This is a genomic window from Streptomyces colwelliae, assembly GCF_048158785.1.
Taxonomy (GTDB): Bacteria; Actinomycetota; Actinomycetes; order Streptomycetales; family Streptomycetaceae; genus Streptomyces.
On the sequence record NZ_JBLTJC010000266.1, the window covers coordinates 1 to 14512 of the forward strand.

At 67.5% G+C, this 14512-nt stretch carries 15 protein-coding genes; 6 read left to right on the forward strand and 9 right to left on the reverse strand.

Annotation, left to right across the window (positions count from 1 at the left end; genetic code table 11):
- The 6 genes from murJ to trxA form a co-directional block, all read left to right on the forward strand.
- A partial coding sequence (murJ, locus tag ACNFOC_RS37955) for a murein biosynthesis integral membrane protein MurJ (protein WP_416963570.1) occupies window positions 1–1994 on the forward strand: 1994 nt, incomplete at its 5' end.
- Window positions 1995–2112: 118 nt separating this feature from the next.
- Complete coding sequence (locus ACNFOC_RS37960; RefSeq protein ID WP_416963571.1) at window positions 2113–3828, forward strand: protein kinase family protein; 1716 nt, start codon at window positions 2113–2115, stop codon at window positions 3826–3828.
- 27 nt (window positions 3829–3855) lie between these two features.
- Complete coding sequence (sigM, locus tag ACNFOC_RS37965; protein ID WP_416963572.1) at window positions 3856–4581, forward strand: RNA polymerase sigma factor SigM; 726 nt, start codon at window positions 3856–3858, stop codon at window positions 4579–4581.
- Window positions 4578–5543 carry an anti-sigma factor family protein gene (locus ACNFOC_RS37970; RefSeq protein ID WP_416963573.1) on the forward strand — a complete coding sequence of 322 codons (966 nt, stop codon included), beginning with the start codon at window positions 4578–4580 and terminating at the stop codon, window positions 5541–5543. Before sigM ends, ACNFOC_RS37970 begins: the two co-directional genes overlap by 4 nt.
- A gap of 172 nt (window positions 5544–5715) precedes the next feature.
- Entirely contained in the window at window positions 5716–6684 is a 969-nt protein-coding gene (gene trxB / locus ACNFOC_RS37975) for a thioredoxin-disulfide reductase (protein WP_416963574.1), read from the forward strand.
- 42 nt (window positions 6685–6726) lie between these two features.
- Window positions 6727–7062 (forward strand): thioredoxin, encoded by a 336-nt coding sequence (trxA, locus tag ACNFOC_RS37980; protein WP_416963575.1) that lies wholly within the window; start codon window positions 6727–6729, stop codon window positions 7060–7062.
- Window positions 7063–7131: 69 nt separating this feature from the next.
- Here trxA and ACNFOC_RS37985 read toward each other — a convergent pair whose 3' ends face one another.
- From ACNFOC_RS37985 to rpmH, 9 genes are all read right to left on the reverse strand, one after another.
- A complete protein-coding gene (locus tag ACNFOC_RS37985) occupies window positions 7132–7749 on the reverse strand; it encodes a GNAT family N-acetyltransferase (RefSeq protein WP_416963576.1) in 618 nt (205 codons plus the stop codon).
- Window positions 7750–8076: 327 nt separating this feature from the next.
- On the reverse strand, window positions 8077–9168 hold the full coding sequence (locus ACNFOC_RS37990; protein ID WP_416963577.1) for a ParB/RepB/Spo0J family partition protein: 1092 nt from the start codon (window positions 9166–9168) through the stop codon (window positions 8077–8079).
- Window positions 9165–10238 carry a ParA family protein gene (locus tag ACNFOC_RS37995; protein WP_078532690.1) on the reverse strand — a complete coding sequence of 358 codons (1074 nt, stop codon included), beginning with the start codon at window positions 10236–10238 and terminating at the stop codon, window positions 9165–9167. The genes ACNFOC_RS37990 and ACNFOC_RS37995 overlap by 4 nt, the downstream gene beginning before the upstream one ends.
- A gap of 340 nt (window positions 10239–10578) precedes the next feature.
- Window positions 10579–11295, reverse strand: coding sequence for a 16S rRNA (guanine(527)-N(7))-methyltransferase RsmG (rsmG, locus tag ACNFOC_RS38000; RefSeq protein ID WP_416963578.1), 717 nt, complete (start codon window positions 11293–11295; stop codon window positions 10579–10581).
- 136 nt (window positions 11296–11431) lie between these two features.
- Complete coding sequence (locus ACNFOC_RS38005; protein WP_416963579.1) at window positions 11432–11950, reverse strand: Jag family protein; 519 nt, start codon at window positions 11948–11950, stop codon at window positions 11432–11434.
- Between the two features lie 15 nt (window positions 11951–11965).
- A complete protein-coding gene (gene yidC / locus ACNFOC_RS38010; RefSeq protein WP_416963580.1) occupies window positions 11966–13261 on the reverse strand; it encodes a membrane protein insertase YidC in 1296 nt (431 codons plus the stop codon).
- Between the two features lie 3 nt (window positions 13262–13264).
- Entirely contained in the window at window positions 13265–13618 is a 354-nt protein-coding gene (yidD, locus tag ACNFOC_RS38015; protein ID WP_416963581.1) for a membrane protein insertion efficiency factor YidD, read from the reverse strand.
- Window positions 13615–13986, reverse strand: a complete 372-nt coding sequence (gene rnpA, locus ACNFOC_RS38020; protein WP_078532680.1) for a ribonuclease P protein component — start codon at window positions 13984–13986, stop codon at window positions 13615–13617. The genes yidD and rnpA overlap by 4 nt, the downstream gene beginning before the upstream one ends.
- A 21-nt stretch (window positions 13987–14007) precedes the next feature.
- A complete protein-coding gene (rpmH, locus tag ACNFOC_RS38025) occupies window positions 14008–14145 on the reverse strand; it encodes a 50S ribosomal protein L34 (RefSeq protein WP_006381191.1) in 138 nt (45 codons plus the stop codon).
- Window positions 14146–14512: the final 367 nt, after the last annotated feature.

A 14512-nucleotide genomic window follows, 5' to 3' on the forward strand; every position in this document is an offset into this window, starting at 1 on the left:
CCTGGAGTCCATGTCCGACGAGCGCAAGCTCGGCCGCTGGGCTCGGCGGCCGAGAAGTTCATGTCCCTCGCCGAAGTCGTAGCGGATCGCCACGTCGCGCCCGGACGACCCAGTTCGTGGGCGTGGACGACCTGGTGACCGGGGCCGGCGAGGAGCACCACGAGCCGGACGCCTTCGCTCATCTCTTCCGGGACCAGGGCCAGGGCGGCGGACGACCGCCGATGGAGTCCCCGGCGGTCCCCGGACCGTCCCCGGCACCGCCCTCGGGCCAGGCGCCCGCCGTGCCGTCTCCGGCGCCGATGTCCGACGCCACGATGCAGCTCACTCCTACGGCGCCGGCGCCCGCGGCCGCTCCCAAGAAGGGCGGGAAGGCCTCCGGACTACTGAAGTCGAGCGCCGTGATGGCGGCGGGCACGATGGTCTCCCGCCTGACCGGCTTCGTCCGCTCCGCGCTGATCGTCTCGGCGCTGGGCACGGCTCTCCTCGGCGACACTTTCCAGGTCGCTTACCAGCTGCCGACGATGATCTACATCCTGACCGTCGGCGGCGGACTCAACTCCGTCTTCGTGCCGCAGCTCGTGCGCGCGATGAAAGAGGACGACGACGGCGGCGAGGCATTCGCCAACCGTCTGCTGACCCTGGTCATCGTGGCGCTCGGAGCACTGACCGCGCTCGCGATGTTCGCGGCACCCCTCCTGGTCCGCCTGCTGTCGAACCCGGTCGCCAGCGACCCCGCAGCCGACCACGTCGCCGTCACCTTCACCCGCTACTTCCTGCCCACGATCTTCTTCATGGGCATCCACGTGGTGATGGGCCAGATCCTCAACGCCCGCGGCAAGTTCGGCGCGATGATGTGGACCCCGGTCCTCAACAACGTCGTCATCATCGCGACGCTCGGCATGTTCCTCTGGGTGTACGGCACCTCGGCGGACTCCGGTATGAAGGTCGAGAACATCCCTCCGGAAGCCCAGCGCCTCCTGGGTATCGGTGTTCTCCTCGGTCTGGTCGTCCAGGCGCTGGCGATGATCCCGTATCTGCGGGAAACGGGGTTCAAGCTGCGACTGCGGTTCGACTGGAAGGGCCACGGCCTCGGCAAGGCCGCGATGCTCGCCAAGTGGACCGTCCTCTTCGTTCTCGCGAACCAGGCCGGTGCCCTCGTGGTGACCCAGCTCGCGACCGCGTCGGTCGCGGACACGAACATCGCCGGTACCGGATTCAGCGCCTATGCCAACGCCCAGCTCATCTGGGGCCTGCCTCAGGCCATCATCACGGTGTCCCTGATGGCCGCCCTGCTGCCGCGCATCTCTCGCTCGGCCGCCGAGGGCGACGGCGGAGCCGTCCGCGACGACATCTCCCAGGGATTGCGCACGACCGCCGTCGCGATCGTGCCGATCGCCTTCGGACTGCTCGCCCTCGGCATCCCGATGTGCACCCTGATCTTCGGTTCCTCCGGTACCGGCGCGGCCACGAACATGGGCTTCATGCTGATGGCCTTCGCCCTCGGCCTGATCCCGTACTCGGTGCAGTACGTCGTCCTGCGCGCCTTCTACGCCTACGAGGACACCCGGACGCCCTTCTACAACACCGTCATCGTGGCTGCGGTCAACGCGGCCGCCTCGGCGGTCTGTTACTTCGTGCTCCCGGCCCGCTGGGCCGTGGTCGGCATGGCAGCCTCGTACGGCCTCGCGTACGCGATCGGTGTCGGCGTCGCCTGGAACCGGCTGCGCAAGCGGCTGGACGGCGACCTGGACGGCACGCGCGTGCTGCGGACGTACGCTCGGCTCTGTATCGCCTCCGTGCCGGCCGCAGTTCTCAGTGGTGCGGTCTGCTACGGGATCGGTCATACGCTCGGCCAGGGGGTCGTCGGCTCGTTCGCCGCCCTCCTGGTGGGCGGTGCCGTACTGCTCGGAATCTTCTACGTCGCCGCTCGCCGCATGCGCATCGAGGAGCTCAACTCCCTCGTGGGCATGGTGCGCGGGCGCTTGGGGCGTTGAGGCGGGGGCACACGCACAACCATCGTCCGCCGCTGTGTGTCGTGCATAGCGGCAGACTGTGGGCACAATTGGTTTCGGCGTCGGACAGCGTGCAACGGATGGGGAGGCAGGAGCGACGGTGGCGGAACGGAGCACGGCTGCCGTCGACGTGGCAGACAACAGCGGCGACGAGCCGCTGACCGCCAAGGCGGACCAGTCCACGGCCGACGGGGTGGCCCAGAACCCGGAGCGGGACACGGAGAGCGACAAGGCACAGGGGAGCGGCGGGATCGAGGAAACCGAGAAGGCCTCGCCTCCCGAACTGCACAGCGGTCACAAGCTCGCCAGACGCTATCGCCTCGAAGAGTGCGTCACCCGTCTGGACGGCTTCAGCAGTTGGCGCGCAGTGGACGAGAAACTCCGCCGTGCCGTCGGCGTCCACATCCTGCCCGCGGACCATGCGCGGGCCCGCTCGGTGCTGGCCGCGGCCCGTTCCTCGGCGCTGCTGGGTGATCCCCGCTTCGTCCAGGTCCTGGACGCCGTGGAGGAGAACGACCTCGTCTACGTCGTGCACGAATGGCTGCCCGACGCCACGGAACTGACGGCGCTTCTGGCCCCCGGCCCGCTGGAGGTGCACGACGCCTACCAGATGGTCAGTCAGATCGCCTCTGCCATGGCCGCCGCACACCGCGAGGGCCTCGCCCATCTGCGCCTGAACCCGAACGCCGTGCTGCGCACCTCGTCCGGCCAGTGGCGCATCCGCGGTCTGGCCGTCAACGCCGCGCTGCGCGGCATCAGTTCGGACACCCCGCAGCGCACGGACACGGAGGCGATCGGCGCCCTGCTGTACGCGGCGCTCACTCAGCGCTGGCCGTACGAGGACGACGCCTACGGTCTGTCCGGGCTGCCCAAGGGCGTTGGTCTCATCGCCCCCGACCAGGTGCGTGCCGGTGTCCACCGCGGTCTGTCGGAGCTCGCCATGCGCGCGCTCGCCAACGACGGTGCCACGGCCTCACGGCACGAGTCGGCGTGCACCACGCCGGAGGAACTGGTGAAGGCGATCGGCGAGATGCCCCGCATCCGCCCTCCGGAGCCGGCGTTCACCGCACCGCCCGAGTACCAGCGCACGACGTACCAACAGGGCACGTACGGCCGCCCGTCACCGCATCCCGGTGCCACCCAGGTCCTGCCGACCCCGCCGCCCCCACTGCAGAGCCGCACCGGCAAGGCCCTCAAGTGGGCCGTGTCCGCGCTGCTGATCGCCGCGCTGGGCCTGGGCAGCTGGCAGCTCGCGGACGCGCTCATGGACCAGGGCAACAAGTCCGAGGACACGAAGCAGACGCAGACGACGGACGGGAACGACAAGAGCGGCGACAAGACCAAGCCGGTCAAGACGCTCGCGATCCAGGGCGCCAAGGAGTTCGTGGCGAAGGGCGACGCCCAGCATCCGGCCGACGTCGACAAGACCTACGACGGCAACGCGTCGACGTACTGGCGGACCTCGAGCTTCATAGGGGGCCCGGTGCTCGCGCCGTACAAGCCGGGCGTGGGCATCGTCTATGACCTCGGTTCTGCCCAGGACGTCTCCACGGCGACCATAGGGCTCTACTACAGCGGCGATCACACCACGGTGAAGCTCTACGCGACCGACTCGCTGTCTCCTTCCTCGCTGGACTCCATGACGCAGATCGGTACCGTCACGACGACCGGGACCAGCGCCACGGTGAAGGTCACCAAGCACGTGAAGAGCCGGTACGTTCTTGTCTGGCTCACCGCTCTGCCCCACGCGGACGGCGACCAGTACAGCGACGCCGGCTACAAGCAGGCCATCACCGACGTGAAGTTCACGGGCTGACGTCTCACCGGAGGGGGAGGGGGTCCGATGGCGGAAGGCGCCGGATACGACGGAACGAGCGATCAGGATCTGCTCGCCCGCCATGTCGAAGGCGACCCGGACGCCTTCGGCGAGCTCGTCCGGCGGCATCGCGACCGGCTCTGGGCCGTGGCCCTGCGCACGCTGGGAGACCGCGAGGAGGCCGCTGACGCCGTCCAGGACGCCCTCGTCTCCGCCTACCGGGCCGCCCACACCTTCCGCGGCCAGTCGGCCGTCACAACCTGGCTGCACCGGATCACGGTGAACGCCTGTCTGGACCGCGCCCGCAAAGCGGCCTCCAGGAAGACGTCCCCGGTCGACGACACCGAGCGCCTGGAACAACTCCTGGAACCGCACGAGTCGGCCGCGGCTCCCGCTGAGCGCAATGACCTGCACCGCCAACTGCTGGAAGCCCTGGGCACCCTCCCGCCCGACCAGCGCGCCGCCCTCATCTTGGTGGACATGCAGGGCTACCCGGTCGCGGAGGCCGCCCAGATCCTCGATGTGCCGACCGGCACGGTGAAGAGCCGCTGCGCCCGCGGAAGAGCCAGACTGCTGCCGCTGCTCACCCATCTACGGCCGGAAAGAGCCGGTGACGGCAAGGAACCGGGCGCAGGACGGAACCGGGCGCAGGGGACATCCGTCCCACCGGCAGCGGGACCCCACGACGCGGGTCCCAAGGATGCAGGGCCGAGCGATTCAGCTGCTGTGAAGGGCGGAGGTGGGCGAGCGTGACATCCACGACAGACACGCCCGGGCACCCGGACGTCGCGGAGATCTCCGACCTCACCGAGGGCCTTCTCCCGCCGTCCAGGGGAGCCGAGGTACGACGGCATCTGGACGAGTGTGAACTCTGTGCGGACGTCCACGACTCGCTGGAGGAGATCCGGGGTCTCCTGGGCACCCTGCCCGGACCACCGCGCATGCCCGCCGAGGTCGCGGGTCGTATCGACGCGGCCCTCGCCGCGGAAGCCCTCCTGGGCTCCACCGCCCCCGAGTCCCTGGCCGCGCCGACATTGGTGAGCGCGTCCCGAGCCACCTCGGACGAGGACGGCGAGCACACCGAGACGCATGTTTCACGTGAAACATCGCCTACGGCGGATCGCCCGTCAGGACACGCACACGCGGCGACCGGTCCCGGACGCAACAAGGAACGCAAAGACCGGAGGCGCGGCGGACGTCGCGGGAGGATCGTCCTGGGAGCCGTGTTCACCGCGGCCGTTCTGGGAGCCGGCTCCCTGTTCATCCAGTCGCTGGGCGAACACAAGTCGTCCGACACGGCTCAGGGGAACTCGACCAGCTCTGCGGACACCTTCTCCAAGGGGAAGCTGCAGAGCGAGGTCTCGGATCTTCTCTCCACCAAGTCCTCCACAAGTCAGGGCGCCAACAGTGAGAAGCCCTGGAACGTCGCGTCCGACCCCGGTGGCGCGGAGTCTTCCATCAAGACTCCCAAAACCCTGATCGAACCGTCCGGCTCCATCCCGGACTGCATCCGGCAGGGCGTCGACCGTGGCAACACGGATGTCCTCGGTTTCAAGAAGGGCACCTACAACGGGACCGCCGCTTATCTCGTGGTGCTGCCCGACGCTTCCGACAACAGCCGGGTGACGGCCTACGTCGTGGACGCGACCTGCGTGAGCCGCCAGACATCCACTCCTGGCGAAGTCCTTCTGACGCAGTCGTTCCCGCATTCCTGACTCCGGACGCCTCCTCTCCTTCCTTCATGGCGATTCCCTGCCGTGTGCCGTCTCCGTGTGCCCGGACACAGCGGGAATGCGGGCCCCGTAGGATCCGTTGGGTGGTGTGGAGGCTCCGACAGGGGGCTCCCGCCGGTCGTACTGACGCAGTCCAGAGACGAGGAACCAAGCCGTGAGCGACGTCCGAAACGTGATCATCATCGGCTCCGGGCCCGCCGGCTACACGGCGGCGCTCTACACCGCGCGCGCGTCGCTGAAGCCGCTGGTGTTCGAAGGTGCCGTCACCGCCGGTGGCGCGCTGATGAACACCACCGAGGTCGAGAACTTCCCGGGCTTCCAGGACGGCGTCATGGGCCCCGAGCTCATGGACAACATGCGCGCCCAGGCCGAGCGCTTCGGCGCCGAGCTGATCCCGGACGATGTGGTCTCCGTCGACCTGACCGGTGAGATCAAGACCGTCACGGACACCTCAGGCACCGTGCACCAGGCGAAGGCCGTCATCGTCACCACCGGCTCCCAGCACCGCAAGCTGGGCCTGCCGAACGAGGACGCGCTCTCCGGCCGGGGTGTCTCCTGGTGTGCCACCTGTGACGGGTTCTTCTTCAAGGACCAGGACATCGCCGTCATCGGTGGTGGCGACACGGCGATGGAGGAGGCGACCTTCCTCTCCCGCTTCGCCAAGTCCGTGACGATCGTCCACCGTCGGGACAGCCTGCGCGCCTCCAAGGCGATGCAGGAACGCGCCTTCGCCGACCCGAAGATCAAGTTCGTCTGGGACAGCGAGGTCGCCGAGATCGAGGGCGACCCGAAGCTCGCCGGCCTCAAGCTGCGCAACCTGAAGACCGGGGAACTCTCGGACCTGGCGGTGACGGGCCTGTTCATCGCGATCGGCCACGACCCCCGCACGGAGCTCTTCAAGGGCCAGCTGGACCTGGACGGAGAGGGCTACCTGAAGGTCGAGGCGCCCTCGACCCGTACCAACCTGACCGGTGTCTTCGGCGCCGGTGACGTCGTCGACCACACCTACCGCCAGGCGATCACCGCCGCCGGCACTGGCTGCTCCGCCGCTCTGGACACCGAGCATTTCCTTGCCGCCCTTGCGGACAAGGAGCAGGCAGAGCCCGCGAAGACCACCGTCTGACCTCTATCCTCCCCACCGCACGATCAAGTTAAGGAGCCCGCCGTGGCCGGCACTCTGAAGAATGTGACCGACGATTCCTTCGACGAGGACGTCCTCAAGAGCGACAAGCCCGTCCTGGTGGACTTCTGGGCTTCCTGGTGCGGCCCGTGCCGCCAGATCGCTCCGTCCCTCGAAGCCATCGCCGCCGAGCACGGTGACCAGATCAAGATCGTCAAGCTCAACATCGACGAGAACCCGGCGACGGCCGCCAGGTACGGCGTCATGTCCATCCCGACCCTGAACGTCTACCAGGGTGGCGAGGTCGCCAAGACCATCGTCGGCGCCAAGCCGAAGGCCGCGATCCTTCGCGACCTCGACGAGTTCATCGCCAGCAAGTGATGTTTCACGTGAAACCGTGTTTCACGTGAAACACGAAGGGGCCGACTCCACGGAGTCGGCCCCTTTGCTTTAGAGCGGTCGAAGCGCTGGTTCCTTCTGTACGGCCCCCAGCAGTCGGTCGAGCGCCATCTCCACGTCTTCCTTCCAGGAGAGCGTTGTACGCAGCTCCAGCCTCAGCCGTGGATAGGTGGGATGCTGACGGACCGTCTTGAAGCCCACGGCGAGCAGATGGTCGGCGGGCAGGACGCAAGCGGCCTCTTTCGCGTGGGCATCACCGAAGGCCTCGATCGCCTTGAAGCCCCGCCGCAGCAGATCCTTGGCGACTGTCTGCACCATGACCCGACCCAGTCCCTGCCCCTGATAGCCCGGCATGATGAACGACGTCATCAGCTGCACGGCGTCCGGTGACACGGGGCTTGTGGGAAACGCCGTCGAGCGGGGGACGTAAGCAGGGGGCGCGTAGAGGACGAAGCCCACCGGCACGTCATCGACGTAGACGACGCGTCCGCAGGAGCCCCAGTCCAGCAGGACGGCGGAGATCCAGGCTTCCTTCTCCACGGACGCCGTGCCTGCCTTTACCGCGGCTTGTCCGCTGACGGGGTCCAACTCCCAGAAGACGCACGACTGACAGCGGTTGGGAATGTCCGGGAGATTATCCAGCGTGAGCGGTACGAGCCGACGCCCCATGAAGGCTGATCCTCGCTTCCTTCGCCCGCAGCGCCGCGGGCGGCTGTCAGAGCGCTGCGTTCTCTGAGCAGACTGCCGACGAACCCGCCGACCGCCCCCAGGCCCAGACCCGCGCTCACCAGTCCGGTGCGGCTCACCGTTCGCATGGCCCCCGCCTCCCCTAAGAGGTGCTGCCAGGTGGATGCGCCATACCCGAACGCATCGTATCCATGATGCGATTGCATCGATACCGACAGAAAGCAAAGAGCGGGCCGCGTTCCGGTACACACCGGACACGGCCCGCTCTGCTGGTCGGACGAACAGAACCCATACCGTCGACAGGACGGCTCAGGCCTCGTCCTCCGATTCGTCGTCGAGCAGGCTCCTCTGCAGGACCGGGCCCTCGCCCGGAGCCAGCGAACCGAGGATCCGCTCAAGGTCCTCCATCGAGGCGAACTCGACAGTGATCTTGCCCTTCTTCTGGCCCAGGTCGACCTTCACCCGGGTCTCGAAGCGATCCGAGAGACGCGTGGCGAGATCGGACAGCGCCGGGGAGACCAGGGCGCCGGCCCGCGGTCCCTTGGAGCGCTGAGCCGTCTGCGGCCGCGAATCCATCAGGTGCACGATCTCCTCGACGGCCCGCACCGAGAGCCCCTCGGCCACGATCCGGTGGGCCAGCCGCTCCTGCTCCTCCGAGTCGTCGACGGAGAGCAGCGCCCGGGCGTGGCCGGCGGAGAGGACTCCGGCGGCGACACGGCGCTGGACCGACGGCGAGAGCTTCAGCAGACGCAGGGTGTTGGAGACCTGCGGACGCGAACGCCCGATGCGGTCCGCCAACTGATCGTGCGTGCAGTTGAAGTCCTTGAGCAACTGGTCGTAGGCAGCCGCCTCTTCGAGCGGGTTCAGCTGGGCGCGGTGCAGGTTCTCCAGGAGGGCGTCCAGGAGAAGCTTCTCGTCGTCCGTGGCCCGCACGATCGCCGGGATCGCCTCCAGGCCCGCCTCACGGCAGGCCCGCCAGCGCCGCTCGCCCATGATGAGCTCGTAGCTCGTCGGGCCGATCTGCCGTACGACGACGGGCTGGAGGAGGCCGACCTCCTTGATGGAGGTGACGAGCTCTTGCAGCGCGTCCTCGTCGAAGACCTCACGCGGCTGACGGGAGTTCGGCGTGATGGAGTCGAGGGGCAGTTCGGCGAAGTGGGCACCGATGGGAGGCGCGAACGTCTCCACGGCGCCGTTCGACGACGGCTCCTCCATGTCGTAGGAAACCGGCGGCAGCGTGGTGACCTTCGCCGCGGCCACCCCTCGGTCGCCGGTGATGACCGGGACGGCCGTCGGGGACGCGGACCCCATCGCGGCCGGCGCCATCGTCTTCTCCCCGGTCGGGGCTGCGGGGATCAGTGCGCCGAGCCCACGGCCCAAACCCCTCCGTCGCTCACTCACTGGATGCCCTCCACCATGCTCTGGTCGCTCTGAGCGCCGATGTGCGCATGCGGTGCGTCGTAGCTGACGCCCACACCCTTCAGCGCGATTTCCCTTGCTGCCTCAAAGTAGGAGAGGGCACCGCTCGATCCGGGATCGTAGGTCAGTACCGTCTGCCCATAACTCGGTGCCTCGGAGATACGGACCGAGCGGGGAATGCTCGTCCGCAGCACCTCGTCGCCGAAGTGGCTGCGCACCTCGTCCGCGACCTGGGACGCGAGGCGTGTCCGGCCGTCGTACATGGTGAGCAGGATGGTCGACACATGCAGGTTGGGGTTGAGGTGCCCCCGCACCAGGTCGACGTTGCGAAGCAACTGTCCGAGGCCTTCCAGCGCGTAGTACTCGCACTGGATCGGGATGAGAACCTCCGCGCCAGCGACCAGCGCGTTGACCGTCAGCAGGCCGAGCGAGGGCGGACAGTCGATGAGGATGTAGTCCAGCGGCTGCTCGTAGGCCTGAATCGCCCGCTGCAGTCTGCTCTCACGTGCCACCAGGGACACCAGCTCGATCTCCGCACCGGCGAGATCGATCGTGGCAGGGGCACAGAAGAGACCCTCTACATCAGGGACCGGCTGCACGACCTCGGAGAGAGGCCTGCTGTCGACCAACACGTCATAGATGGAAGGAACTTCCGCGTGGTGATCGATCCCCAGTGCCGTGGACGCGTTGCCCTGTGGGTCGAGGTCGACCACCAGAACACGGGCACCGTGCAGTGCCAGCGAAGCGGCAAGATTGACGGTCGTCGTCGTCTTGCCCACCCCGCCCTTCTGGTTGGCGACGACCATGATGCGGGTCTGCTCGGGACGTGGCAGGCCCTCGCCGGCACGACCTAGAGCTTCCACCGCCAGTTGGGCAGCACGACCGATGGGAGTGTCGTCCATAGGGGGCGGTGTTTCACGTGAAACATCCTCCCCCATCGACTCGGTACGGGGACCGGGGACCGGATCGGTCATCGGTCCCGCGATGTTGGCGTCGGACCGCAAGGATTCACTCTCCTCGACTTCAGGCTCGCAATGAACAGAGCCTCCCATGTCTTCAGGGTCGTGAACCAGTGAGGCCTGTTGTTCTGTGGAGAATTCCACCTCTGTGGACAACTCCGTGCCCTCTCCGAGTGATCCGAGAGGCTTCCGGTCGCGGGGTTCGGCCGCGGCGCGGGTGCGACCGATGATGCCGTGCAGCAGTGAGCGACGTTTCACGTGAAACACGATGCACAGCGGCCGAGGCCGAACTGTCGCGACACTCCGGCATGCGTAGGTTTGGCAGCTTGTGTGGAGTAAGTTTCGTCGTCAGGACGGATCAGCGACGCGCTCCACACGCTGACACCGACCACCTCAAGCGCTGAGACCGACCCGCCTCAGCGCCGAGACAGCCTCAACGACGCCTACGGGTACGGCCTGTACGAGCCGCCTTGGCCCGCTTCGCCGCGAAGCGAACCCCGCCGGGGCTCTCTCCGACCTCGACACGAACCACCGTGGACAGCGGATCGACGATGCCTTCGCCCACGTGCAGGATGGACGTCTCCACGGCTCCGAGCTTGCTGAGTACGGTCGCCGCACTCTTGAGCTCCTCTTCGGCCGTGTCCCCCTTGAGGGCGAGCATTTCGCCGTACGGGCGCAGCAGCGGGATGCCCCAGGTGGCCAGTCGCTCCAGCGGAGCCACGGCCCGGGCCGTCACCACATGGACCGGATGCAGTGTGCCCATGACCTCCTCAGCGCGCCCTCGCACGACAGTGACGTGGTCGAGGCCCAGGAGTTCGACGACCTCGGTGAGGAAGGTCGTACGGCGGAGGAGCGGTTCGAGCAGGGTGATCTTGATGTCCTCGCGGACCAGCGCCAGGGGAATGCCGGGGAGGCCGGCGCCGGAGCCGACGTCGCACACCGTCACTCCGTCCGGCACGACCTCCGAGAGGACGGCACAGTTCAGCAGGTGCCGTTCCCACAGGCGGGGCACCTCACGTGGGCCGATCAGGCCGCGCTGCACACCCGCGTCGGCGAGCAGCTCGGCGTATCGGACCGCATCCTCGAAGCGATCGCCGAACACCTCGCGCGCCTGCTCGGGCGCGGGGGGAAGCTCCGCTGCCTCCGTCACGGGGGACCGTCCTTCCGTACCGCAAAAGCGCATTGGGCGCTGACCACCAGGACCACCAGAACTACAGGACTATCAGGCTGACAAAGTTCGGCCCCGTCTGCTCAACAGACGGGGCCGGTGGAACGTAAGCGACCGATCAGGCGGGAAGCACGACGACGAAGCGCTGCGGCTCCTCGCCCTCCGACTCGCTGCGCAGCCCCGCGGCCTTGACGGCGTCGTGCACGACCTTGCGCTCGAACGGGGTCATCGGGTTCAGCTTCACCGGCTCGCCGGTGTTCTTCACGTCGGACGCGGCCTTGGCGCCCAGCTCGGAGAGCTCGGTGCGCTTCTTGGCCCGATAGCCCGCGATGTCCAGCATCAGCCGGCTGCGGTCCCCGGTCTCCCGGTGCACGGCCAGGCGGGTGAGCTCCTGGAGTGCCTCCAGCACCTCACCGTCACGGCCGACGAGCTTCTGGATGTCACGGCCGCTGCTGTCGCTGATGATCGAGACAGCGGCGCGGTCGGCCTCGACATCCATGTCGATGTCGCCGTCGAGATCGGCGATGTCCAGCAGACCCTCGAGGTAGTCCGCCGCGATCTCGCCCTCCTGCTCCAGGCGGGACAGGGTGTCTGCACCCTCGGCAGCGGCGGCGGAGGTGGTGGTGCCTTCCGTCACGGGATGGACTCCTTCTTACTTCTTGGACGGGGACTTGGGCCGCTGCGGACCCTTGCGCTGTCCGGACTGGGCCTTGCTGCGGGTACCGCCGGCGGGCTTCGGGGCGGGCTTCTTCGCAGCGGTGGCGGGCTTGGCGTCCTCGGGCTCGTCCGACTTGGTCAGCGAGGTCTTCGGCTCGGCGTCTTCGACCGCGTTCTCAGCACTCTCGTCGGCCGCCTTCGCGGCGGCGGACTGGCGCTGGGCCTTGGTCTGCCGCTTGGGCTGCTGACGCCTGGGGGCTGCCGTGGTGGGCGTACCGTCCTCGGCCTCGACAGCCGCGGTCTCGCCCTTCGCCACCGTGCCGTCGGGCTGGGCCACGAGGCCCACCTTGGTGAGGCTGTTGATGAACTTGCGCTCGAACTCGTTGCGGTCACGGCCCTTGGAGACGATCGCCTTGACGATGGCCTTCTCGCCCCGGCTGCGGGTCTTCTCGTGGTGCGTGACGTGCTTGGTGAGGCGCTCCAGGTAAGCGGCCTGCGCCTTGGAACCCGGGGTCGGGTTGTTGTGGATGACGTACATCTGCTGGCCCATGGTCCACACGTTGGTGGTCAGCCAGTAGACGAGGACACCGACGGGGAAGTTGATGCCGAAGATGGCGAACATGACCGGGAAGACGTACATCAGCATCTTCTGCTGCTGCATGAACGGTGTCTTCACCGTGGTGTCGACGTTCTTCGTCATCAGCTGGCGCTGCGTGTAGAACTGCGACGCCGACATCATCACGATCATGATCGCGGTGACGACCCGGACGTCGGTCAGCGTGGCACCGAGCGCCTCGACCTTGCTGCTGCCGTCCGTGAACTTCGCGGCGAGCGGGGCACCGAAGATGTGCGCCTTACGCGCGCTGGCGAGCAGCGAGTCGTTGATGACACCGATCGTCGAGCCCGTCGCGATGCCGTTGAGCACGTGGTACAGGGCGAAGAAGAACGGGGACTGCGCCAGGATGGGAAGGCACGAGGAGAGCGGGTTGGTACCCGACTCCTTGTACAGCTTCATCATCTCTTCGGACTGACGCTGCTTGTCGTTCTTGTAGCGTTCCTGGATCTTCTTCATCTCGGGCTGCAGGGTCTGCATGGCCCGGGTCGCCTTGATCTGCTTCACGAAGAGCGGGATCAGACAGATGCGGATCAGGATCACCAGGGACACGATGGACAGGCCCCAGGCCCAGCCCGTGTCGGGACCGAAAACCTTCCCGTACACCGAGTGGAACTGGACGATGACCCAAGAAACGGGTGTCGTGATGAAGCTGAAAAGACTGGCAATCGTGTCCACTAATCATGCTCCTTGGGCATGGGACGGTGTCTCTGCGGCCGGGCTCGAAGGACTCAGCCCTTCAGTGGCCGTTTCGGCGGCGGAGGTCCCGCCCTTGTCTGCGCGCCGTGTGCCTCGCAGCATCTCGTGCCACCTAGGACGCTTGCGCGGTGGGACATGGTCCACACCGCCGAGCGACCACGGATTGCAGCGCAGGATGCGCCAGGCCGTGAGCGCTGTGCCCTTGATCGCGCCGTGCCGGTCTACGGCCGTATAGCCGTAGTGGGAGCACGACGGGTAGTACTTGCAGACCGGCCCGAGCAAGGGACTGATCGTCCACTGGTACAGCTTGATCAGCGCCAGTAGCGGGTACTTCATCGCGCGCCCCCTCCCAGCAGCCGCTGAACGGCGGCATCCAGGTCTTGGGCCAGCTGTGCATGGTCGGCGTCGCCCGCTCCGGGCAGCGCTCGTACGACTACCAGGCTACCGGGGGGAAACAGGGCGACTCGCTCGCGCATCAGATGACGGAGTCTGCGCTTCACCTTGTTGCGCACCACGGCGCCGCCCACTGCCTTGCTGACGACGAAACCCGCACGCGTCGGGGGAGCGCTCTCCCCTGGCGCGTGCGGGTCCGTGGCACCGCTACGAAAGTGGACGACGAGAAGCGGGCGGCCGGCCCGGCGACCCCGTCGTACCGCGGTCGCGAAGTCTTCGCGCCGCCTCAGCCGATGCTCGGTAGGCAGCACGACGTCATGACCTGATCGGGATCAGGCGGACAGGCTGGCGCGACCCTTGCCACGACGGTTCGCGAGAATCGCGCGACCGGCACGGGTACGCATCCGCAGGCGGAAGCCGTGGGTCTTGGCCCGGCGACGGTTGTTCGGCTGGAAAGTGCGCTTGCTCACGAGGGGGCTCCAGAAATAAATCGGTGGTGGCGGGTGCCGTCCTGGCTGTCACCGTGCGCCCACGAGTAGCTCGCAGTTACGCCCGAGTGCACCGCTTCCCGATCACCTCGAAGCGATCTGTGCCCATCGGAGGCAGGCGGCAGCAGCCATCGACAACTCGACCTGGTCACGGTACGCGGGGCTACGCCATCCGGTCAAACCAAGGGTCACGAGGAGACACTATCCACAGGCTGGGGACAACAACTTGAACCGCACCCGTCGCCCTGACTACCGTGGCTGGACTCCGATTCGTTCCTTTGTCCCGCTGCTCGACCGGCTGGGCGACACGGCAGCGTGGCCCACGGAGTCTCGCGCGAACCCCGTCAAC